The sequence below is a fragment of the Paenibacillus sp. FSL H7-0735 genome, from assembly GCF_038008505.1.
Classification (GTDB): domain Bacteria; phylum Bacillota; class Bacilli; order Paenibacillales; family Paenibacillaceae; genus Paenibacillus_AQ; species Paenibacillus_AQ odorifer.
On record NZ_JBBOZH010000001.1, the window covers coordinates 2,564,116 to 2,588,181 of the forward strand.

At 43.4% G+C, this 24,066-nt stretch carries 17 protein-coding genes and 1 pseudogene; 12 read left to right on the forward strand and 6 right to left on the reverse strand.

Annotation, left to right across the window (positions count from 1 at the left end; translation table 11 throughout):
- Nucleotides 1–45 precede the first annotated feature (45 nt).
- The 5 genes from NSS82_RS11490 (at nt 46) to NSS82_RS11510 (ending at nt 7,294) form a co-directional block, all read left to right on the forward strand.
- The gene (locus tag NSS82_RS11490; protein ID WP_076107510.1) at nt 46–897 is read left to right on the forward strand and encodes an SDR family NAD(P)-dependent oxidoreductase; all 852 of its coding nucleotides are present in this window, start codon (nt 46–48) and stop codon (nt 895–897) included.
- Nucleotides 898–1,069: 172 nt separating this feature from the next.
- Entirely contained in the window at nt 1,070–2,974 is a 1,905-nt protein-coding gene (locus NSS82_RS11495) for an ATP-dependent DNA helicase (protein WP_370510916.1), read from the forward strand.
- Nucleotides 2,975–3,193: 219 nt separating this feature from the next.
- Nucleotides 3,194–4,237, forward strand: a complete 1,044-nt coding sequence (locus tag NSS82_RS11500; RefSeq protein ID WP_076107508.1) for a YeiH family protein — start codon at nt 3,194–3,196, stop codon at nt 4,235–4,237.
- A gap of 110 nt (nt 4,238–4,347) precedes the next feature.
- On the forward strand, nt 4,348–5,157 hold the full coding sequence (locus NSS82_RS11505; protein ID WP_076273134.1) for a MerR family transcriptional regulator: 810 nt from the start codon (nt 4,348–4,350) through the stop codon (nt 5,155–5,157).
- Between the two features lie 199 nt (nt 5,158–5,356).
- The gene (locus tag NSS82_RS11510) at nt 5,357–7,294 is read left to right on the forward strand and encodes an FAD-dependent oxidoreductase (protein ID WP_076273135.1); all 1,938 of its coding nucleotides are present in this window, start codon (nt 5,357–5,359) and stop codon (nt 7,292–7,294) included.
- A gap of 76 nt (nt 7,295–7,370) precedes the next feature.
- Here the strand turns inward: NSS82_RS11510 and NSS82_RS11515 are convergent, their stop codons facing one another.
- Nucleotides 7,371–7,787, reverse strand: a complete 417-nt coding sequence (locus NSS82_RS11515) for a MarR family winged helix-turn-helix transcriptional regulator (protein WP_076273136.1) — start codon at nt 7,785–7,787, stop codon at nt 7,371–7,373.
- 135 nt (nt 7,788–7,922) lie between these two features.
- Between NSS82_RS11515 and NSS82_RS11520 the strand changes: the two genes are divergently transcribed.
- Nucleotides 7,923–8,384 (forward strand): DUF2798 domain-containing protein, encoded by a 462-nt coding sequence (locus tag NSS82_RS11520; RefSeq protein ID WP_076273137.1) that lies wholly within the window; start codon nt 7,923–7,925, stop codon nt 8,382–8,384.
- A 114-nt stretch (nt 8,385–8,498) separates the two neighbouring features.
- Here NSS82_RS11520 and NSS82_RS11525 read toward each other — a convergent pair whose 3' ends face one another.
- Nucleotides 8,499–9,440 (reverse strand): MerR family transcriptional regulator, encoded by a 942-nt coding sequence (locus NSS82_RS11525; protein WP_076107504.1) that lies wholly within the window; start codon nt 9,438–9,440, stop codon nt 8,499–8,501.
- A gap of 345 nt (nt 9,441–9,785) precedes the next feature.
- On the opposite strand from NSS82_RS11525, the gene NSS82_RS11530 reads away from it, so the two are divergent.
- Complete coding sequence (locus tag NSS82_RS11530) at nt 9,786–11,582, forward strand: methyl-accepting chemotaxis protein (RefSeq protein ID WP_178944246.1); 1,797 nt, start codon at nt 9,786–9,788, stop codon at nt 11,580–11,582.
- Nucleotides 11,583–12,097: 515 nt separating this feature from the next.
- On the opposite strand, the gene NSS82_RS11535 is transcribed toward NSS82_RS11530, so the two are convergent.
- From NSS82_RS11535 to NSS82_RS32685, 3 genes and pseudogenes are all read right to left on the reverse strand, one after another.
- Nucleotides 12,098–12,937, reverse strand: a complete 840-nt coding sequence (locus tag NSS82_RS11535; RefSeq protein ID WP_306031843.1) for an NAD-dependent dehydratase — start codon at nt 12,935–12,937, stop codon at nt 12,098–12,100.
- Between the two features lie 521 nt (nt 12,938–13,458).
- A complete protein-coding gene (locus NSS82_RS11540) occupies nt 13,459–14,316 on the reverse strand; it encodes a sigma factor-like helix-turn-helix DNA-binding protein (protein WP_370510918.1) in 858 nt (285 codons plus the stop codon).
- Nucleotides 14,314–14,415, reverse strand: a pseudogene (locus NSS82_RS32685) (sigma factor); the annotation flags it as partial. The pseudogene NSS82_RS32685 and the gene NSS82_RS11540, both read right to left, overlap by 3 nt.
- A gap of 243 nt (nt 14,416–14,658) precedes the next feature.
- Here NSS82_RS32685 and clpP point away from each other — a divergent pair.
- Both clpP and NSS82_RS11550 read left to right on the forward strand, forming a co-directional pair.
- Nucleotides 14,659–15,240, forward strand: coding sequence for an ATP-dependent Clp endopeptidase proteolytic subunit ClpP (gene clpP / locus NSS82_RS11545; RefSeq protein ID WP_076098479.1), 582 nt, complete (start codon nt 14,659–14,661; stop codon nt 15,238–15,240).
- Between the two features lie 21 nt (nt 15,241–15,261).
- Entirely contained in the window at nt 15,262–15,468 is a 207-nt protein-coding gene (locus tag NSS82_RS11550; RefSeq protein WP_036679303.1) for a hypothetical protein, read from the forward strand.
- A gap of 48 nt (nt 15,469–15,516) precedes the next feature.
- Here NSS82_RS11550 and NSS82_RS11555 read toward each other — a convergent pair whose 3' ends face one another.
- Nucleotides 15,517–16,524 carry a LacI family DNA-binding transcriptional regulator gene (locus NSS82_RS11555; RefSeq protein WP_076140897.1) on the reverse strand — a complete coding sequence of 336 codons (1,008 nt, stop codon included), beginning with the start codon at nt 16,522–16,524 and terminating at the stop codon, nt 15,517–15,519.
- Nucleotides 16,525–16,786: 262 nt separating this feature from the next.
- On the opposite strand from NSS82_RS11555, the gene NSS82_RS11560 reads away from it, so the two are divergent.
- The 3 genes from NSS82_RS11560 to NSS82_RS11570 all read left to right on the forward strand — a co-directional run bounded on the left by NSS82_RS11560 (nt 16,787) and on the right by NSS82_RS11570 (nt 24,046).
- On the forward strand, nt 16,787–18,535 hold the full coding sequence (locus NSS82_RS11560; RefSeq protein WP_081382356.1) for a glycoside hydrolase family 13 protein: 1,749 nt from the start codon (nt 16,787–16,789) through the stop codon (nt 18,533–18,535).
- 238 nt (nt 18,536–18,773) lie between these two features.
- The gene (locus NSS82_RS11565; RefSeq protein ID WP_341109820.1) at nt 18,774–22,376 is read left to right on the forward strand and encodes a M14 family metallopeptidase; all 3,603 of its coding nucleotides are present in this window, start codon (nt 18,774–18,776) and stop codon (nt 22,374–22,376) included.
- A 111-nt stretch (nt 22,377–22,487) separates the two neighbouring features.
- A protein-coding gene (locus NSS82_RS11570) for an IS3 family transposase (protein ID WP_094903917.1) occupies nt 22,488–24,046 on the forward strand; the annotation gives its coding sequence in 2 pieces (ribosomal slippage) (nt 22,488–23,121 and nt 23,121–24,046; 1,560 coding nt in all).
- Nucleotides 24,047–24,066: the final 20 nt, after the last annotated feature.

Below are 24,066 nucleotides of genomic sequence, written 5' to 3' on the forward strand. Positions count from 1 at the left end.
TGCGTTATAAGAGGAAGATATCCCGAATTCAGGAGGAGATTTACAATGAGCACACAGCAACGTGAAAATATCGCATTGATTACAGGCGCTAACGCCGGGATTGGATTGGAATTAACTCGAAAACTGCTAGCGGAGGATTGGCAGGTGATTGCTTTGAACCGTTCCGATTTTCCGGCCGACGATGTGAACATCCAAAAAGCCATCAAAAACGGCTGGCTTCGTATTTATAAAACAACCGATCTCGCGGATTTTGCCAGCTTGAGAGGGACGCTGGAAGAGATCAAAGGCAAGGAGCAGCGAATCGATATTTTGTTCAACAATGCCGGCGGGAGCTTCCCCGAACTAAGCTATTCGAAACAGGGGCGCGAAAAGCACTATGAATTGATGACCGTTGTTCCGTATATTATTTTAATGGAATTGAAGGATATCCTACAAAAAGGACGCTTAAAAACGGTGATCAACACCTCATCCTCAGCGCTTAATTATACGAAAGAGTTTACGATAGAAATCTTGGAGCATCCCACAACCTTCCGCAAGCTGCTTGGTCCTTACGCCACCTCAAAGCTGGCATTATCGTTATGGACACAGGCCGCCGCGCCGCAACTTGCTAACGAGGGCATCATGATTCGCAGTGTTGATCCGGGTAGCAATAACACATTGCGAAAAGGGAAAAATTCTGGACTGCCTCTTATAGTTAAACCGTTGATGAAGCTGTTTTTCTCTCCGCCAACCCACGGCGCCGGCCAATTGTATGAGGGTGCTCTGGGAGAACACCGTGAAGAGACAGGTATATTTCTTCGGAAAGGCCAGGTTGCGGATTTGAAATTTAAGGATCAAGCCCGGAATGTTTTGGAAAGGATTAATAATATCTACGAAAATGAGTATCTTCGTTGTTAATCTGATCTTTAGATCTCTAATTTTTTTTTGTAATTCCTCCAAACGTATGAGATAATAGAGTTTTTCCGTTGATTCTATTTTTCATGGCATGGTAGAGATGCCTGATCAAATATTGGAGGTAGGCTTGTTGGCGAAACAGTATCCTTTTGAATATGATCGGACCAAACCTTTTATGGAGCAAGTAGGGGAATGGGTCGGAGATGTATTCTATGAAATTCTTCCTGAGGCTGGATTTGAAGTACGTGATGAACAGATATACATGGCCTTTCAGGTAGAGCGAGCTTTTGCCGAGAAAAAGACGATTTTTTCTGAGGCAGGGGTCGGAACAGGCAAGACATTAGTGTATTTGTTGTATAGCATTTGTTACGCGCGTTATATGGGCAAACCTGCGATTATTGCATGTGCGGACGAGTCCTTGATTGAGCAGCTTGTGAAACCGGAAGGCGATATCGCCAAGCTTGCGAAGCATCTGAACATGAATATTGATGCCAGACTAGCGAAATCTCCGGATAAATATATGTGTCTGAAAAAGCTGGATCAGGCTCGGAACCATGATGATGAAAGCTTACCACTGGAGAGCTTGTACAGTACATTACCTGATTTTGTACATTCACATGCACCGATGCAGCAGTTCCATGCTTATGGAGACCGCAGAGATTATCCTGATCTGAATGACGAACAATGGAACAAGATTAACTGGGATACGTTTCAGGACTGCTTTACTTGCGATATGCGTCACCGCTGCGGGCAGACCTTGTCCCGTGATCATTACCGGAAATCAAGCGATCTGATCATTTGTTCCCACGATTATTACATGGAGCATATTTGGACCTATGAAGCGCGTAAGCGGGAAGGGCAAATCCCTTTGCTTCCGGATCACTGTGCGGTTGTATTCGATGAAGGACATTTATTAGAATCAGCGGCCATGAAGGCGCTTGGCTATAAGATGAAGCATGTCGTCTTTGAAGAATTGATTTCTCGCCTGCTACAGAACGAGATTCGTGAAACGCTGGCCGTTCTGATTGATGAAGCGATCATGCAAAGTGAGCAAATGTTCAAAGCGATTCGCCGTCAATGCCGAAACATACCTGGATCAGATCGGAAAAGCATTGAGCTGAATGCTTCATTGATTCGTGAGGTACACCGGATGCGGAGTGTAATTGCTGCTATCGAAGAAGAATTAGTATTCGAAAGCGGACTCTACACGATTGATGAATACCAACTCCGAATTGTGGAGGAACGTTTGGAGACCATAGAGATCGCTTTGCGATTGTTTGAGGATTCAGGGGCTTTAATCTGCTGGGCGACAGAAGAAAGCGATGGTCTAACGCTGTCGGTCATGCCACGAAATGTCAAAGAGGTACTTCAAGACAGCCTGTTCACGCAAAAAATGCCAATCGTATTCTCATCGGCTACATTGTCTGTGGATAAATCATTCCAATACTTGAAGGACAGTCTTGGGATACAAGATTTTTTATCCTTCTCTGTAGACTCACCTTATGACTATGAGCACCAGATGAATGTCTATGTGCCAGAGCTTCAGAGTGGGGATTTTGCTGAGAAAATGGAAATTTCCCTGAAGCTTATTCAGCGGACTGAAGGTAGAGCACTGCTATTGTTCCGTACTCGTGAAGAGCTTCTGCAGTTCAAGCAGCTTAACTCGTTACGACCGGAAAGCAGTTCATATTCATTTTTATATGAAGGGGATCAAGAAATCAGCTATTTGATTTCGGCATTCCAACGGGATGAGCATAGCGTGTTATGTGCGGTCACCTTATGGGAAGGGCTGGACATCCCTGGACCTTCATTATCCAATGTGATCATATGGTCGCTGCCGTATCCTCCGCTTGATCCAGTGTTTATGGCAAAGAGGGCGGAAACCTCCACTCCTTTTGAAGATGTGGATTTGCCTTACATGCTGTTAAGACTCAAACAAGGGATGGGGCGGCTGATTCGAACCGGTACAGATCAAGGAATTGTAACTGTACTTGCGGAAGAGGAAGGGCAACATCCGGTACACGAATATATAACTTCTGTACTTCCAAAAGGGACTCGACTACAGAAGCTGGAAGCTTAAATATCACTAACGATTATAATTGCTCCTTTGGTGAGGCAGATGCTACGGCATTTATGTTTCACTCGAAGGAGCTTTTTTTGTCTAAAATTAAGCATAAGTATTCCTAATCTTACGGATAGGATATTGGTATTTAACTTCCGAGCGCTGTCGTATTATTGTTGAGTCATGGGATGTATTTATACAGCATCATCTAGAGATTCATCAAGGAGTGTATACGACATGGGTCAATCAGAAGGTTTGTATCAACCAGATCACAACAAAAAGGTTGGGTTTGCATTAGGGATAGGGCTAACCTTAGTTATCGCATTATTGGCGAAATTTTTAGCGGGTTTTCCATTCCTATCTATTATGGGGCAATTGGTCATTGCCATCTTAATCGGGATTATTTGGCGAGCTACGATAGGAGTGCCAGATAGCATCACACATGGCACCGATTTTTCCAGTAAAAAACTGCTTCGTCTAGGGATTATCCTGCTCGGTATGCGGCTTAATCTAATGGATATCGTTGCTGCAGGACCTCGGGTATTTCTTTTGGCAGTCATCGTCATTATATTTGCGATCTCCGTTGTATACGGACTGGCTCGACTGTTCAAAGTAGATAAGCGCCTCAGTATCTTAACTGCCTGCGGAACTGCGATTTGCGGTGCGGCAGCGGTGGTTGCCATCGCTCCACAGATAAAAGCTAAAGATGACGAAACGGCCATTGGTGCAGCTATAGTAGCTATATTAGGCACAATATTTACACTGCTGTACACATTTTTGTATCCTTTCCTCGGCTTATCAGATTTAGGTTATGGGGTATTCTCAGGAGCGACTTTACATGAGATTGCTCACGTTATCGCGGCTGCGGATGCTGGTGGAAATGCTGCCGTTGATATGGCGGTCATCGTTAAATTGACCCGGGTGGCTTTACTTGTGCCGGTGGCTATTTTAATTGGGATTTGGTCCAATCGTGAAGAAAGAAAAGTGCAAGGTGGAGCGGCTAAAGCTTCGTGGAAAAGCATTCCAATCCCCTGGTTTATTCTAGGATTTCTAGTTGTCAGTGGTGTGAATTCGTTAGGAATCGTCTCCGCATCAGTAGCCAATGGGATCGTTACGATTGCTTATATGTTAATCGCTATGGCGATGGCAGGGCTTGGGTTAAACGTTGATTTGGCGGCATTTAGACGGCTTGGAATGAAGTCTTTTGCAGCGGGACTTATAGGCTCGGTCATGTTATCTCTAGTTGGATTTATGTTAGTTCACTTACTTGCACTAGCATAGTTAGCATGTACACCCTGAGTATGAAATGAGTTACTTCATATCCAAACAGCGTCCTTCTCTTTATCATTTAGTGTGGTAGGGTATGCATGAAATGAATGGAGGGACTTCAGGTGAAGTATTGCATAGGTGAATTTGCTTCCATTCTCGGGGTAACTGCGGATACGCTGAGATTATACGAGAAACATGATATTGTTAGGCCCACAAAAGATAACAGCAATAATTATAGATATTTTAATGATTTAGATGCGAGGGATCTGTTAATGAGCAGATGGTATCGCAGTATGGAAATTCCATTGCCCGAAGTGGCACTTTTAATGAAGGAGTCCTCTATTGAGCAAGTTATGGGAATGATGCAGCAGTCTCAGCAGAGTTTAGAAGAAGAGATTAAGCAAAAGACGATGCTGCTAAACAAGATGAATGAAATTCATAAAGAGCTTAAGGAAATAGAGTCCTCATTATATATATGTAAACTTAAACAACTGCCAGGCATGTACAGGCTTAAGCAAACGGATAAAAATGCATTATTAAAAAATGATATCGTAAAAAGCCTCGTCAACACTTGGATGGATAGGCTTCCTTATGCGTTTTATTCTTTTAAGATTGAGGACGCGGGGGTGTTATCCGGTGATAATAACTTTGACTATAGCTGGGGGCTTACCTTACCCGAGGAGGAAGTGCAGAAATTTGCGATGGATATCGATGAATATGTAGAGTACATTAGCCCGAGTACCTGTGTCTCTGCTATCATGTTATCTACGGATGGACATTATATCACGAAGAAATCCTTGCAGTTTATGATAGATTACATCGAAGCAAATGGTTATACCATAGCGGGTGATGTGGTGGGTAAATTAATGCTTACTGAAAAAATAGAAGGCAATAACCGCTCGTATTTGGAAGTGAATATCCCAATTGTATAAGTGTATTTCTATAAACACCTGCTCTGAGAGCGGGTGTTTTTCTTTTTGGACAAGAATTGGACATTGACCTTGGTGCTGCACCAATGTTTATACTTCGGTATATAGCTTGGCAACGTTCGGTAGATATGTATAGATATGAATGTGAAAAATATCACGTTCTTGGCGAGCTATAAGATATTAGATACTGGGGGAGAAGAGAATGCGCAACAGAAATTTCACCAAGAAAATGCTCATGTTAACTTTTTGTATGGTGCTGATCGTTTCCATGCTGAGTGGATGCAAAGGAAATGGGGAGTCGGCAAATTCGTCATCATCATCTTTTAAAGCCGGTACATTCGCTGGGGAAGCGGAAGGCAAAGAGGGCGTGATTAAAGTAGAAGTCACTATGGATGAGCCAGATAAAATTAAAGATATCAAGATCGTAAGCCAGTCAGAAACAGGTGGTCTAGGCGATAGTGCACTTGAAAAAATAAAAGATCAAATTCTGGAAGGACAAACCTTGGCAGTAGATGCTGTTAGTGGTGCGAGTCTTTCCAGTGAAGCAATGCTCGCGGCCGTTGAAGATGCCGTAACCAAAGGTGGAGGAAATCTGGAAGTCCTCAAAGCCGGTGGCGTGCAAAGAGCGGGTGAAGGTAAAACGGAAAAGCTTGAAACAGACGTAGTGGTAGTAGGCGCCGGTGCATCTGGTGTGTCCGCAGCGGTAACCGCTGCTGATAAAGGTGCCAAGGTTATTATTATCGAAAAAACAGGAGTTATCGGGGGAGCAAGTAATCTATCCTGGGCCGGTAAGTTCTATAATTCTTCCGCAGCTACTGACAATAATCTTAAAGTAAATGTGGAAAAAGAAATTGCCGATTGGATTGTCAACAATCACTGGAGAGTTGACGCTGCAGCGATTAGACAATACGTAACGAAATCCGGTGAAACTTATGATTGGTTAGCGGAAAAAGGTTATAAAACCAGCTTTCTAAACTTTTTCGGAGAGCAGCTGCATGTACTGCCAGCTTATGAAACTCGGGAAGAGACCCTTCGGAAAATGTTAGCTGAATCGGTTGAACAAAAGGGTGGACAAGTGATCACCGAAACCACTGCCAAAAAGCTGATTACCAATGAAGCAGGAGAAGTTACAGGTATTGTGGCTGAGAAATCAGACGGGACTACTCTTGAAATCACAGCGAAAAGTGTCGTAATGGCAACAGGCGGTTATGCTGCAAATTCGGAAATGGTTAAAGAAGCTTTTGGTTTTGAAGGGGTTAACGGAGGACTAGGTCAGAATGTTGGGGAAGGTCTGAAGATGGCTTGGGAAGCAGGAGCCAAGGTTCCTGATAACTTCGGTGGTCAGATGCTGCACCAAACATTAGCCAGAGCAACACAAGGACTAAAAGCACAATATGAGCCTTTTGAAGCAAGTTATCCGCTGATGTTGACGTATCTGCCTAACTTCATGAATGTAGGTTCTTCCGGAGCACGTTTCAGAGATGAAGCAGCGACATTAACATCGGTCGCCGCAGCTAATACGAGTGCATTTAATGGTGCTTATCATATGGTTATCGTATCAAAATCACAATTGGCTGCTCTTCAGTCCAAGGGGATGAAAGGTGTTAACGCACCAAGCCTGCCAGGAATGCCACCAGAATTTTATGCAGAATTTGCAGATCAATTCACGTTAGAGAATCCATGGGTAAATGCAGAAAAGGTGTTTGATTCTATGGTAGAAAACGGAGATGGCTTCAAAGGAAATACAATCGAAGAATTAGCAACAAATGCAGGTATGGATGTAGATGTGTTTGTAGAAAATTACAATAGTTATAAAGAAGCTACAAAAACTGGTGTGGATACTGAATTTGGTAAAGCTGCTGATTATTTAGAGCCAATGGGCGAAGAAGGACCGTATTATGCCATCGTCGCTGAAATCAACAACTTGGGTTCTGTAGGTGGCTTGCTGGTAAACACTAAGTTCCAAGTGCTAAATGATAAACGTACACCAGTAAAAGGATTGTTTGCTGTAGGGCTTGAATCGGAAGGCGTATTATTCAACGATACCTATGTAGGCAATGGGGTTGGAATTGGTTATTCCTTTACCTCAGGTCGTCTAGGTGGAGAGAGCGCGGCAAACAGTGCTTTGAAAGCTAATTAACGACAATTTCCCGGAAAATAATTCAAACTTTTTAAAGCCGCAGAGTAGACAACTCTGCGGCTTTTTTTGTTGGAGATTAGAGCCAATCTTCTTTTAGCAAAGATTTAAGAAGCTCTACATTTGTTACTCCCAGCTTGGCAGCGATCTGCTGCTCTAATTCAATTTTGGTGATCATCATTCTGTTATTGCATTCTATACCCTTTAGAGTGAGGACAATATTTTTGTCACGCTGATTTCCTTCGACTTCAACGGCTTCAACATAACCACGGGATAACATGCCTTGAATGCTTTTATGGGTGCCCTGTCTTGAAATATGAATTATTCTACTGATTTCTGAGATCGATAACATTTTTCGGGCCGCAAGAACTGCAAGAATGTGGGATTCGGTCTTATTGATTTGATCCGGGTCTTTGTCTGTCACTATTTTACGTAAAGCTAGATGCTTCTCACTGAGTAAATCAATCAGGTTCATTTTTTGCAGCTGCTTATTCATTAGAACACTCCTAAATGATGGCTCGTTTATCCCAGTATAAGTCATTTGTGAATATTGTCAACTTGGTTGACTTGATTTAAGGATCTATGTTATTGTAATCCAAGTTGACAATACAGAGATAAAAGGAGCTTGAAGATGGGAAGAAACAAAAAAGAAGCATTTTTATTTACGTTCATCATGTGTTTTTTGATGGTGCTGGGTATGAGTATTTACAATGTAGCACTAATGGAGGGTTGGTCAGGCACGTTAGTTAAGGATGTGATTGTCGGCTACTTGCCTGCATTTATAGTTGCACTCATTCTAGATGTATTTGTTGTAGGCAAGGTTGCGAAGGGGATCGCGCATAAGCTGGTTAAAGAAAATGATCCGATGATCAAAAAAATCATGTTCATATCCTTTTTTATGGTGACCGGAATGGTATTGTTCATGTCCTTCTATGGCACAGTTCTCCATGTTGGATTTTCTGCTGAACTACCAAGAGCTTATCTGTCTGCCATAGGTAAAAATTTTATTTTTGCACTTCCACTGCAAATCATTTTAGTTGGGCCGCTTACACGATTTATTTTTGTGAAAATTACTCCAGCAGTGTCTGCGTAGGGAATAAATCAATAGAAGCAATGTACAACAAAACGCTCTCCGTCTGCCTGAATAAGCAGAAGAGAGCGTTTTGTTTTTTAAAAGATTAGAAACGTTTATCTATGGCTCGCTCGTTTACGTAAGCGCGTGAACTCTCTTTTTTACAGGTTCGAGTAGATTTAGGGCATACTCATTTCCGCTACCTTTGGGACTATCGTTGCGGATATGCTCCTCCAGACATAATCTGGAGTCGTGATCCGCTTGATAATCAGGATGATTATCCAGATACCCCATTAGGGCTTGCCATGAACCATAGATATCATCAGTGCTTTCTGTCAGAGCATAGAGGCCGCCGTCGAGCCGCATTTCCTTTAGATGAGCTGGTATCTTCACATTTTCCGGTATTGAGGCACAGAATCCATATCCGTAAGGTTTATTCTCACCACTTGGATGCGGGTTCGTATTGCCGCCAAACAGCCGTGCTGTGCCTAATAGTTGACTAGCTTCCAGCCATTCATTAACTGGGATCATAGCTTCATCTTCTGGAGAGGTACTAACCGCAACATTGTAGGCAAATCTCATAGCTGGGAGAGTAATGAATCTTACATGAATAGGGGTAGAGTGATTAATAGTTGGCATAGATATAACCTCCTCAGTTTTAGTCATACCATCCGATGGACTGCATGACTTTTCGTTTAGTTCAGATAATAATTGATTTGTAATGGGTTCCTCGAGATGGGCGGATATCCACTGTAAAAAGAGATGGATTTCACCTTCTCTATTTGTTAGTTCTGTTTTTTGATTGTGAATAGAAGCCGCTTGCTGGCTGAGCGCTTCGTACATGGACTGAACGGACATATTTTTAAGCACGGTTCCAATATCCTTGATGCTAATATCCAGCTTTCTTAATAATGAGGTAACCCGAATGGCGAGTATTGCTTTCTCATCATAAATCCGCCAGCCAGAGCTGCTATCCCGCTTACTTTCAAACAATCCTTGAGCTTCCCAGTGACGCAGAGTCCGACTCGTCAGTCCGAATTGCGCAGAAAGCTTATCAATGGTAACAAATCCGCTCATAGACAACTCCCGTTTCATAGTTTGATAAGGCGCCTTATGTGGATTATTTTAGCATTTAACGTTACGTCAATTGCAAGGAGAATTAATGATTGGGTATTCGAGATAATTTACATTTCTCATACAAAACATTGTCCAGTATTTAACGTCCAGCTTCTACAATCAAGATATTGGTAGAATGTACCTATTGCAATATGAGGCTTTATACGGAGGATGATATTGTTGAAAGCTAGGTCTATGCATCTAACTATGAAATGGAAGTTGATTTTGAGTTTTTCCGCCGTTGTTCTTTTCTTTTTGGGAGTAGCGTTTTATCAAAACCATAAAATCAGTCAAGTGGAGATTTCTATGGAAACGCAAAAAGCTGAGATGGAAAAACGAATTACCGTGTCTATCATTACGCAACTGCTGCAGGAAATGAATGCGGTAGAATCTTCGTTAGCGGGTTCGAGTGATTTGGAGTTCGTCCAACCCTTTAAGGACAAGCAAACAAAGCTGACTAAAGAGATGGCGACGGTGGATTTTGCGGCAGATTCGCCGGCATTTAAAGAGTTAGAACAATTACATAGTCATATTGGGGAATATACGGGATATTTTGACGAATTGGTAAAGACCATAGAAGACGAGCAGCTTGATCCCATGAGTGTGCTGGAACAAATCGATGAATTACATACGAAGGCTACAGCGTTGAGTGAAGTCATGCTAGTGACTAATGAACATTTGTATACGGCAGCAGCAGAGAATGCAGAAAAAGCACAGGATTATTCTTTTGATCTGCTTAATCTAACCACCTCTATAGTTGCTTACGCAGCTGTGCTAGTGTTTATTTTCACATTAGTGATTGCGGTAATGCTCATACGTTCCTTTCTGAATCCTATTCATAAACTGCAAGTGGCTCTGCGAAAAATTGCCGAAGGAGATTTGCGTCAGCAGATTAATTCACCTTACAACGATGAGTTGGGCAGTTTGAGTCATCATTTTGATCATATGGTGGAGCGGGTCCGGGAAATGCTTCAGCATACCCAGTCAGTAGCCTCTTCGCTGGCAACTTATTCGCATTCTTTTCAAGAATCTTCATCTATAACGGCGCATACGAATCAAGATATCGTAAGCACTATACAGGAAATTTCGGTAGGCGCAGAACAGCAGGCAGGACAATCCGAGCAGAGCGCTGGCCTGATTCAGGAGCTGGAACGTGAAGTGAACGAGATCACGGAGTATACCGAGGTTATGCTGGCTACCAGTCAAACGGCTAATCACAATACTCGTAAAGGATCTGAATCCGTCATCGCCCTCCGGGAGGTGTCTGAGCATTCGCGAGAATCTGTTAATAAAGTATATCTGGCTTTAACCAAACTGAGTGATCAATCAAAGGACATCTCGCGCATCACTAAATCCATAACAGATATTTCTAATCAGACCAATATCCTCTCACTTAACGCAGCAATTGAAGCAGCTCGTGCAGGTGCCTACGGAAAAGGGTTCGCTGTCATCGCTGATGAAGTAAGACAATTATCTGTGCAGACCAAAGAGTCCTCCGTACATATCAGTCAGATTATTAGCGAGCTGCAATCCGGGATGGATGAATTCCAGCAATATATGCTGGTGACCAAAGGAAATCTTGAGGAACAGGATCATAAAGTGGCCGAAACGTTGTCCTCTTTCGAAGCGATTGATCAATCTATTGTGGAGATTAGTAAACAGATTGGGCAAATTCACGACAAAGTGGATATGACTCAGACTATGAACCGTAGACTCGCAGAGTCTGTGCATGCCGTCGCGGCCATCGCCGAGGAAACTGCGGCAGGAGTGCAAGAGGTGAACGCCTCCAGCGTACAGCAGGATCATGCTATCCGTGATATAGCCCGTCAAGCCATTGAGATTAATGAAATTTCGCAGAATTTATTTAAAGAAATCAATATTTTTAAGATTGATTCAGATGGGGACGATGGGGTCAGCGATGAAGGGGACAGGGATACAAAGCATGCTGGCACTCCAGAAGCTGGGGACACATTAGGAGACGCATTAGGAGATGATACATTAGGTGCTGGCGATCCTCCAGATGATAGCGGTACTCCAAATGATGGTGGTACACCAAATGCAGACGCTTCTAAAGAGGGGTCTTATCTGACAATCTCTGCGTAGCTCAGCGGGAATTGGCATTCGTAGCGTAAGGTGGAATAGAGAATAGAGTAGGGAGTAGGGAGTAGGGAGTAGGGAGTAGGGAGTAGGGAGTAGGGAGTAGGGAGTAGAGAGTAGAGAGTAGAGAGTAGGGAGTAGGGAGTAGGGAGTAGAGATTAGAGTTTATAGAATAGAGTTTAGAGATGAGAGGCTAAAGTTTAGCGCTTAGTGAGGTTCTACCTGCCGTTTTGATTTTAAGTGTATTTTATACAACTAAAAAGGTTTGTATTTAGCTTGATTAGGGTTTAGTTGTATTTAGTGCAGCTATTTCGAGCTGAAAAGGGGATAGCGGCTGTTTAGTGGGGATTTAATTGCATGAAATACAACTAAAACCAGGTGGGAGTGCACATACCTGAAAATAGTTGTATAGAGTGCAATTAACTCAACGCATAATTGTGATTTGTTGCATAAAGAAGCTGGCTCATTCGTGGGAGTGTCCACGAAAGGCCAGCTTTTTATCGTAGTAATATAGTTATTAATTAGTCCTCGTAAGTTTGATTTAGGGTGCTAACTAACTCTGGGAGCCAGTCGCTTAGAGTGAGAAACTTGTATCCCTCCGATTGAGCTTTAGCTGTATCCATAAACCAAGATTGTGTGATCCCGAATGGAGAATTATGCGCATCCGCTGTTTCGCTTTGAATGACGGCTTGTTTTCTGGTCTCTTTTTCAATCAGCGAGATAAGCTCCTTAATACTAACCGTACCGTCTGAGCAAGCGTTGAGAGGACCCGTCACCGTCGAGTTGCCAAGCCAATACAGAAAATCAGCGGCTTCGTCCGAACGGATAAAACAGATATTTGCATCTGGATTCGGAATCCCGATGGGCAGCTCGTTACGTACATGTTCGATATGAAAATGGAGTCTTCGTGTATAATCGTCAGTTCCCAGAACAATCGGAAAGCGGACAGCGGCTACAGGGAAGTTAGCTTGTTGGATAAGGACGGCTTCCGCCAGTCTTTTCCCCTCCTGATAGGTGAAGTCATTTCGTCCTCCATAACGAATAGGGTGCGTTTCAGGATCGAACACCTCTTCCGTCAGCGCTTGCTCACTGAAATCATAAACAGATAAACTTGAAGTCAGTATGTAACGTGTGGTTTTGCCGTCAAAAATACGGCGCGCCTGATCCGCTTCATCAGGTGAAAAACAAATATTATCGTAAACTACATCCCAACTCGTATCACCTAATGCTTGAGCGAAGGCCTCCGGTTGAGACCGATCCACCTGTATCCGGTGAACGAGATCGCCAAAAGGGTCGCTTGTTTCCCCGCGCGTTAATATGGTTACTTCGTTCTTAGAATCCTCAAGCAGACGCTCGACCAAACGTTTCCCAAAAAAAGCGTGTGCCGCCTAAAATAAGAATCCTCCTCATCAACCTCACTCCTTGATTGCTATTAATGGTTATTAAAATGACTGTTTATTGGTTTATGTGAAGCTTCTGATTCATTGTAGAGAAGCGGCGGGATCAGCCAGATCAGCAGCAATGTATTGAGTTTTGAGTGATACAAATTGGACTAACGGGAAAGAGTTAGTTTGATTGTACTTCGTGCAATAGAATTCGTATTAGAGTGGAGAAAATTTGATCCTATTGTACTCTATACAATCAATGGATGATCAAGTGGCATTAAACTAGCTTTTCACCAGAATCTATTGCAGAAAGTACAGCAGATTCAATTTTTGCTGCCAGGACGGCGGAGTCTGTTGCACAATATGCAACGTTTGTAGCTAGTTACCACAAACAGCCCAAATGTTAATTACACATTAAGCGAACTAATCGCAAATATATCTGTTCGTTTTTAACGTAACGAGACACTTAGCTGCCCGAAATCGAGCTTAACGAAAAACTACGCCACCATACACATTCCTGGCGTGGTATAATTCCAGCTGTTTGAACTGAATCCACCAGCTTGGAAGGTCTGGAAGCCTTGCAAGCTTTGGCTCGATACCGCCATTACAGGTTCCTGGCTTTCGTCCGCAAATACAAGCTCGATCAGCTCGGCAATTTCCCCATGTTCATACGCGGCTGCAAGGCGGCTCAAGACAATCTGCATGGCTGTGTCCTGTGGTAAGGAAGGACCATCGGCCTGAAGCAGCTCTTGTCTTACGAGAGGAAGGGCTTGCCGGGCTCGGTGCAGAGCGGCTTTTATTGCCCCTTCTGTGGTATCGAGAATCTCGGCAGCTTCCATTGCAGAGTGTCCCAACACATCTCGAAGCAGGAATACCGCCTGCTGCAGCGGAGATAAATGCTCCTGTAGTGCTTGAAAAGCAGCTTCAATCTCAAATGAACCATACTCCGCAGAGGCTTCAGTGGGGGACTGATCCAGCTCCAACACTCGTGACAAGGTGGCTTTTCGCCGCATGATATCAATCCATGTGTTTCGGGCAATCCGAAAAAGCAATGCCTCAGGATTTGGGTGATTTGTAGAACTTGTATGATGAGTAGAATTTGTAGGAATCGTAGAATGCATTGCAGATTTTGCAGATTTTGTAGATGGTGCAGTCTTAGATGGCGTTACAGCCTTAGCAGACGTTGCAGCCTTAGAAAACGTATAGTTCATTTGATTAGTTTGATTAGTTTCAAGTTTTTCATTAGCTCCATTTGCTCCATTAGCCTTATCATTTTCAATGGTTTCTTTATTTTGTTTAACTTCATTCATTGGACTGTTCCCATTATTTGCGCTCGATGAGTTCGAAGTCTTCATATAACCTAGAGCCTTGACCCATGTATCCTGAGCTAAATCATCGGCATCCCACGGGGATTGTGTCAATGCAAGACAATATCGCTTCAGAGCTATCTGCAAAGACCTGCTGTTACTTTCATCCGGCTCATCTCCGGTGCTAAGCTTCTCAAGGATGATCACTCTGCATAACTCCTTTTCCAGTAAGGTGATTTCGATTACTTCTAATAATAAACGAATGAGCAGGAAATTAAGATACGCAATTTTAAAAAATAAAAATTCTCACGCCTAACGTATCCTATCCCCATATTAATCCGTTTACAGGGTAGATTTCAAAACTCTAAAACAGATGGAGGTCGAATACGGATGGCGTACGTTCCTTATGTAGTCGAACAAACGAATCAAGGTGAAAGATCTTACGATATTTATTCGCGGCTGTTGAAGGACCGGATAGTGTTCGTAGGTGCGGAAATTGAGGATCAGCTGGCTAACAGTATTGTTGCCCAGTTATTGTTTTTATCAGCAGAAGATCCGGATAAAGATATACACATGTATATCAATTGTCCAGGTGGCTCTATCACCGCAGGCTTCAGTATTTATGACACGATGCAGCTTATTAAGCCTCCGGTAAATACCATTTGTACAGGAATGGCGGCTTCTTTTGGTTCTTTGTTGTTATTGGCTGGGGCCAAAGGGAAACGTTATGCCTTGCCGAATAGCGAGATTATGATTCATCAGCCGCATGGTGGGGCGCAGGGGCAAGCTAGTGACATTGCGATCAGTGCCAAACGTATTTTGAAGGCAAGGGAAGTGCTTGTGCAAATTACAGCGGACCGAACTGGGCAGACGGTAGAGAAGGTACTGCAAGATATGGATCGAGATTATTTCATGTCAGCCGAGGAGGCGGTTGAATACGGAATTATCGATAAGGTCATCACAAATCTCTAAGACGAAGGAGTGAAGAAGGCTATGCTGGAGGTTTTGCAGGGAAAAGAGGTAACAATCTATTTTGTGGATGGCTCCAACGCTACAAAAGGAGTGCTGGAAACGGTAAGTGAAAATTTCGTCAAATATCGGACGGATTTTGAAGAGTTTTATATTCCAATCAGCTCGATCTGTTCCATCTCTCTAGATACCAAAACGCGTGAACGAGCCAAAGTAGGATTCACACAATAACATCACCAACATCATCTGTATAAAAAAGGGTTAGGAGCTCCACAGCTCCTAACCCGTACTTTCCCGAATAGCCAAATAATGAGCCACATTTGCATGATGCGGCACAACGGTCTCCCCTTTAATCAGCTTGATTAAGGTTCGGGTGGCGGTCATCCCAATCTCCGTTCCAGAGTATTCAACCGAGGAAAGCTTAGGTCGAACGATAGAGGCAATGAAGCTGTTATCAAAACCGAACACGGCGACATCAGCTGGCACCCGTAGACCGTTATCGGTTAAATGATTCATGGCTCCAACTGCCATCCAATCTGTAGAGCAAAACACCGCAGTAGGTAACTCCCCGCTATCTATAATTCGGCGCATGGCGTCGCTCCCATCTTCGACGGCCATCGCACTTTCTACTACCCATTCTTTCCTTAAGGTTATGCCTGCATCCATAAGGGCTTGTAGATAGCCTTTATACCGATCGCCACCCACCGCATTATCTCCCGATCCGCGAATCATAGCGATTTTGCGATGACCTTTTTGAATCAGATAAGTAACAGCTTCATAGGAGGCAGTTATATTGTCCAGATGAACGGAAGGAATCATATCCACCTGCGATTGTTGCCCGACAAGCACGCAAGGTGTATTTGAGCTGCGGATGATCTCCAGATGTTCATGGTTTGGAATTGAACCCACAAATATATTTCCTTCCGTCCCAATACGCTGGAACATCTTCAAATAGTGTTGTTCACTTTCTGCACTGCCGTCCGTTAATCCGACCATAATGTCGTATCCATACAAATCCGCAAGATCGCGAATACCAACATTGAAGTCATCCAGTACAGTGTTGCTATTCTGCGGAATGATCACACCGATCAGCTGTGTATTAGCTTTGTCCGTTTCAAGGCCGATGACATTCGGACGGTAGTTGGTTTGTTTAATAGCTTCCAGTACTCGTTTACGGACATCTTCGTTTACTGGTTTGCTGTTATTGATTACCCTGGACACCGTAGAGATCGAAACGTTCGCCATTTGGGCTATATCTTTTATCTTTACCTTCAAGAAGATCACCATAACTTTCCATATGATTCACTTGGTGTTTCAACTCTCGCAAGCATATCACGGATAGCTTCAAGAATCCAAAAGATTGTTGTTGACCTAGGAAATAAAAGGTCCTATAATGATCGCTGTAGGAAAATTATTTCCTTGAAAAAAGCTTGTTTTGAACGATAAAGTTGGATTTTTGCTAAAAACAATAACTAAATTATTAATTTTAATGAATTTCGGGAAAAAATTTTCCTGTGAAGGGTATATGAATACGAAGGAGCTGCATGCATTGAACAGAACATGGTGGAAAGAAGCCACGGCGTATCAAATTTACCCACGGAGCTTTATGGACAGCAATGGTGATGGTGTAGGGGATCTGCAAGGAGTCATTTCTAAACTTGATTATTTGCAGGAGCTTGGCATCAATGTCATTTGGATCTGTCCTATTTATAAATCCCCAAATGATGATAATGGTTATGATATTTCGGATTATCAGGATATTATGGCGGAGTTCGGCAGCATGGCCGACTTTGATCAGCTGCTGCACGAGGTTCATGCACGAGGCATGAAGCTGATTCTGGATCTAGTGATTAATCATACTTCGGACGAACATCCATGGTTTGTTGAAGCACGTTCAAGCAAGGATAATCCGAAGCGGGATTATTATATTTGGAGTGATCCTAAGGACGGGGAGGAGCCGAATAACTGGGAGAGTATTTTCAGCGGTTCGATTTGGGAGCTTGATCCCGCCACAGAGCAATATTTTATGCATGTATTTTCCAAAAGACAGCCAGACCTCAACTGGGAGAATCCTGAGGTGCGCCGTGAATTGTATAGCATGGTCAACTGGTGGCTGGACAAAGGAATCGACGGCTTCCGGGTGGATGCCATTTCACATATTAAAAAAATCACCGGACATCCCGATCTGCCGAATCCACAGAATCTTCCGTATGTTCCGTCTGGCGATGGTCACATGAACCGTGAAGGGATTCACGATTTCTTGCAGGAGCTCAAGCAGGAGACGTTTGACCGATATGACATCATGACGGTTGGCGAAGCGAGTGGTGTAAATGTTGATCAGGCGGAGTCGTGGGTGGGTGAAGAGCAAGGCAAATTTAATATGATTTTTCAATTCGAGCATTTAGCTCTTTGGAATAAGAGTGTGACAGGTGGATTGGATGTTCTGCAGCTAAAATCAGCTCTCTCCCGTTGGCAAAAAGGTCTTGAGGGCAGAGGCTGGAACGCATTGTTCATCGAAAATCACGACCAGCCGCGTTCAGTTTCTACTTGGGGAAATGATGGCCAGTATTGGAAAGAGTCAGCTAAATCGTTGGCTACGATGTATTTCCTGATGCAGGGAACACCATTTATTTATCAAGGTCAAGAAATTGGGATGACCAATGTAAGATTTGAATCAATGGATGATTACGATGATGTGGCGATGAAGAACTTGTATCGTTTGGAGACTGAAGCCGGTAAATCACATGAGGAAGTCATGGAGGTAATCTGGAAGAACGGTCGGGACAACTCTAGAACACCAATGCAATGGAGCGACTCTGAAAACGCTGGTTTCAGCAGCGGCAAGCCATGGATGAAGGTGAATCCGAATTATACGGAAATCAATGTGGAGCGGGCGAAGCAGGACCCTTATTCCATCTATCATCATTACAAAAAGCTTATCGCTCTTCGGGCTGCTAATCCCGTTACTGTTTACGGGACTTATGATCTCATTTTGCCTGAAGATGAACGTATTTATGCTTATACTAGGACGCTTGGAAATGAAAAACTGCTGGTCATGTCTAACCTGACAGCAGAGGAAGCGCTGTTTGACCTTCCATTTGAATTGGAGTTTGATACTAGTGAGTTGCTCTTGCATAACTATGAGGTTGATCCTGCGGAGCCGATTGAGACTGTCGCATTACGGCCTTACGAGTCCCGTGTGTATATGCTGGTTAACGCACCTGTAGAGCAAGAGGGGAGCAGTGAACTTGTACCTGCACAAGAGTTAAGTGAAGCTTCTTTTCCAGAAACAGTTTAATATATTATTGTAATTCAAAGCGCCCGGTTATCCGGGCGCTTTTTTTGTTGCGGTAGTGTAGGACTCTTGCACAAAATGAATACGCTTACCTAGGCAAGTCGTATAAAAATATTATTTTTTCTATTATTTTTGTTCCCAAAATTAATAGAATACTATATTATGTTATGAATACAGATTCATATAAGTGTATATTCATTCAATTTGGGGTGAAAGTAGACAAAATTATAGGAGGTAAAAAATGTCCAAGAGAATACTATCTTTATTACTAGCTTTTACACTTATGATGTCGGGTCTGCTTCCAGCTGCATATGCAGGTGAAGTTGCAACCGAAATTAACCCGCAGGCGGTTGTTGCTCCGGTTTCTACGGAGAACACAGCTGACCCAGCGGTGCTTTCTTCAGAACAAATTACGGTAGCGACTGCTGTCTATGAACAAATAGCGGCGACAGTTTCCACAGAAGTATACAAAGCTTCTATGACGGAAGCTAGAACATTAGAATTGACTTTAGATCTTCCTGATGGGGCATCGCCTCAAGATATCATCTGGAATTTTGGCAGAACGGCGGAAGAGATGAAGCCGCTGGCAGAGTGGAAAAAATGGAATAAAGATGCGAAAGATTATTCAGGTAATCCTTTCGTAACAGTGACATATGAGCCGATCTCAGGTTCAAAAGTAAAGGCTTTAATTCATTTTGATTTGCTGTACGGAGAGAATCTCTCACTAACGGGTATACGTGCAGAGTACGTCAAACGAGTGGGAATTTATAATCTAATCGGGACATTACCTGCTGGAGATGTGCTGGTAGAGCAGCAAGTCAAACTAAATCCATATGAAACCTATCATACATATGATGAGATTAAACCCGCGATCGATAGGATTACTGCTGAAAGCAATAATAAATATGATCGATATGTAGAGTATCAGCAAATTGGGACCTCAACTCAAGGTCGTGCCATTCATTTCTCTATTGTTGCTAAGGATAAGTCCTCAGTAGATCAATATTTGAACGAGACCTTACCGCTTATGATGAATGATCCTGAAGCCCTGCAAAAGAAAATTAACGACGGGGATCTGCAGAATTATAAGGTACCTATTTGGTTGAATAACATTCATGCCGATGAAGCCAATGGTGTCGATGTAATCATTAAGTTTTTGGATACGCTGATGACACAGCAAATTGTCACCTATGATACCACTGATGAGAATGGAAATCCGAAAAAGGTAGTTCTGAACATCGACGAAGCGCTTGACCATGTGATTTTCCTGCTTGATTATGTAGAGAATCCTGACGGTCGCGCGTTAAACACGCGTCAAACTTCAACGCTGCTTGATCCAAATCGGGACAACTCTTACCAGACCCAACCTGAGACACAAGCGGTAACTGCACAAATTGCTAAGTGGACGCCGCTTACCTTTTTGGACATGCATGGATTTGTAAGTGGCTTCTTGATTGAGCCTTGCACACCACCTCATGATCCTAACATTGAATATGATCTTGTAATGCCAAGTATGCTTGAGCAAGCAAATGCCATGGGTAAGGCGGGGATTGCTAATACAAAATATGATTCCTACCATATCCCTTATGAAGAATACGAAAAAACACAACAGGATCCGAACTATAAAGGAACGAATGCAACAGGTTGGGATGATGCTTCGCCAGCCTACACAGCTGTATATGCCATGCATCAAGGAGCACTTGGGCATACCATTGAAGTGCCTGAATTGAATGAAGATTCACTGGATGCCTTTTATTATGCGGCTTTGGGGGCCACCGATTATGTGATCAACAACAAGCAGGAACTGTTCCTGAATCAATTGGAAATCTTCAAACGGGGTATCCAAAATGAGAATACTAATGCTGCTGTTAAAGATTATCTAATCAATGCACAGAATGAGTCTATTGGACGTCCAGGGGTAGATGAGAATACGAATTTCTTCCCTGAGTATTACATTCTTCCGGTTGCAAAAGATTTGCAAAAAAATGATCTGGAAACCTACAAAATGGTTCAGTACCTACTGCGTAACAATGTGAAAGTAGAACGGACAACAGCCAGTGTAACTGTAGATTCTGTAGTCTATCCGGCTGGAACCTATGTGGTGAATATGCATCAAGCCAAAAGAGGTTATGCGAATCTTGTCTTGTATGATGGACTAGATGTCTCGGATTTTAATGAGATGTATTCCGATACGGTACAGAATTTCTCGGCTATGCGTGGTTTTGACCGATATATTAGCCGTTCTGTAGGAGCATTCACTGGGAAGACAGAAGAGGTTAGCGGTGTAACGATCCCTAGTACGAATCTGGATCAATCTCCGTTCGAGCAAAATTATGTGATTAAAAACAGCAACAATGATGCGATAAAAGCTGTGAATGAGCTGCTAGCCAACCATAAGGCAGTGACACTGCTGGAGAATGGGGGTACAGGTTACGAGAAGGGAAGTTTCCTTGTTTCCAGATCCAATCTTAGAACGGTATCGTCTAAATATCTGCTGGATATTGTGCCGTTTAGTGCTGCAGAGAACAGAACGGGTAAATTGCTTAAGGCTCCTAAGGTAACTATTGCAGGAGCGACTGCATTTATGCTGAAGGATCTTGGGTTTAACGTAACTACGGATACAGTGGCAGCAGATGTTCTAATCAATTCGGGAACGAATCTGATTGCTACAGGTAAACCGTTTATCGGTTATGGAAGAACGATGCTAAAAACTGTTAAAGGGCTTAAGGTCCTCCCTGGACTGGACTATTCAACTCCGGTCAATAAGGATGGTAAAGAAGATGCTCATGAGGGATTGTTTAAGGCTGAGGTCTCTCAGGACAATGTAATTACAGCGCCTTATGCCGATAGCGAATATCTCTACACAGTTTCCGCGGCTTATATTACAAAAGTGCCTGAAGGCGCAGAGATCTTGGCGAAATACGGATCAGGAGCTGACTTTTTCAAAGCAGGCTGGTGGCCGAATAACGAGGCTGCACAAGACCAAGTATTGGCGCTTACTTACAATACAGACAACATCCATGTGACGTTATTTGCGAATGATCTGATGAATAAATATCATCCGCAAAATCAATTCAGATTGCTTGCCAATTCAATCTATGCTGCTGCTCCAGCGGCGACTAAAGAGGATGGTATGGATAACGGGGTGAATGAACCAGAGCCAACAACACCTTCGACACCGTGGCAGCCATCTGTAACATCAACACCTGCACCGACCGTGCAGCCGTCTGCAACACCAACGCCAGCTCCAGCTCCAACTGTGCAGCCGTCTGCAACACCAAACCCAATAGGTTCTAACTTCACGGATCTAGGTAAGGTGGCGTGGGCAGTATCGGCAATTCAAGAGCTGGCGGCAAAAGGGATCCTGCAAGGAGTGAGCGATAATTCCTTTGCTCCGCTTAAAGAGGTGACGCGTGCCGAGTTTATTACCATGATCGTGCGAGCTTTTGATCTGCTTGATGTGAAATCAACCGCTGCCTTCAGTGACGTGAAAGCTTCTGACTGGTCTTATGGATACATTGCATCCGGGGTCAAGAACGGATTGATTAACGGTGTAGGCAATGGAAGGTTTGATCCTAACCGTGCGATTACACGCGAGGAAATGGCAATCATTGTATCCAATTCACTTAAGAAATTTAAAGGCAAGTCGGTAAATGATACAAATGCCGCTTTGGCTAACTTTAAAGACCAGGCAACAATCGCTGCTTACGGTAAAGAAGCGGTGGCATTACTAACTCAGGAAGGTATTGTGCAAGGTCTGACTGCGGATACCTTCGGTCCTAAAAACATTGCCAACCGTGCTCAAGCAGCAGTGATTATTGATAGGATGTTGAAGCTTAATTAAGTTTTAGATACTTATAAAATAATACAAGAATGCCCCTCAGCTATTGATATGCTCCCCATATAGTAGACAGGTGAAATAATAAAAACCTGTCGCTGTATGGGGAGCATTTTTATGGAACAAAAGAAGTATACAGCACTGGAAAAGTTAACGATTCTCCAAGAAATTGAACGGGGCGACATTGGTTTGAAAGCTGCGGCCCGGAAGTATGGAATATCCAAAAACTCTATAGTGAAGTGGCGGCAACGTTATCAATTGTATGGATACGAAGGGCTGGAAGTCCGAAGCTACAATCGTACGTATTCTGCAGAACTTAAACTCTATGCCGTTAAGGATTATCTCGAGGGAGGATTGTCGCAAAACCAAATCATCTGCAAGTATAAGATTGCAAGTGCAACCCAACTCGCCAACTGGATTAGGAAGTATAATGGTCATAGCAACAGCTTAACAGCTCATTCAGGAGGAACTAAAGCTATGACCAAAGGACGCGTAACCACTTGGCAGGAACGGATAAATATCGTGCTGTACTGCCTTTCGAACGGAGAAGACTATGCGAAGGCGGCAAGCCATTTTCACGTGTCTTACCAACAAGTATATAGCTGGGTAAAGAAGTACGAAGCAGGTGGTGAAGAGGCATTACGAGACGGTAGAGGACGCACCAAAGCGCCTGAAGAACTTACGGAAGCAGATCGCCACAAACTCGCGATGCAAAAGCTGGAATACGAGAATGCACGCCTGCGTGCGGAGAATGCTTTTCTAAAAAAGTTAGAGGAACTCGAAAAGAGGAGGCGTTAAGAACCATTCGCCAGGTGAATATCTACCTGGCCATTCAGGCTGTTCAGCAGGAACAGTCTTGCTCCATTCGGCTTTTGTGTGACATCGCAGGGATTTCACGGTCAAGTTATTACAAATGGTTGAATCGCAAACCCAGTTTTCGAGAGGCTGACAACGAGAAACTGACAGAGGCCATGCTCCTCTTGTATGAGAAGGTGGAACGAACCTTTGGGTATCGCCAATTGACCCTGCATTTGCGCAGACAAATGGATAAATCTATTAACGCAAAGCGAGTGTACCGGCTGATGAGATGCCAAGGTATCCAGTCAGTCATCCGCAGAAAGAGAAAGAAGTATGTAGGCTCCACGCCTCAGCAGGTTGCAGAGAATGTGCTGAACCGTAATTTTGAGGCTGAAGCTCCAAACCAAAAATGGGTAACGGATGTAACGGAATTCAAATACGGCAACGGCAAGAAGGCGTATTTAAGTGCAATAAAAGATCTGTATGACAAGTCCATTGTTGCTTACGTTCTGGGTCATTCCAATAATAATTCGCTAGTTTTTAACACACTGGAATTAGCTTTGCAGGCAGCACCGGAGAGCCGAACCTTACTCCATAGCGACCGTGGTTTCCAGTATACCTCTCTGCATTTTAAGAAGATGCTGGACGATGCAGAACTGAAGCAAAGCATGTCCCGAGTAGGCTGCTGCATTGACAATTCGCCGATGGAATCCTTCTGGGGAACATTGAAATGTGAGAAGTACTACTTACATACCTACCAGACCTTTGAAGAACTCCAAACAGATATTGATACCTACATTCACTTTTATAATAACGAACGGTTACAGGCAAAACTAAACGGCCTCAGTCCCATTGAATTTAGGACTAAGGCCGCTTAAACTACTTTTATTTTTTGTGC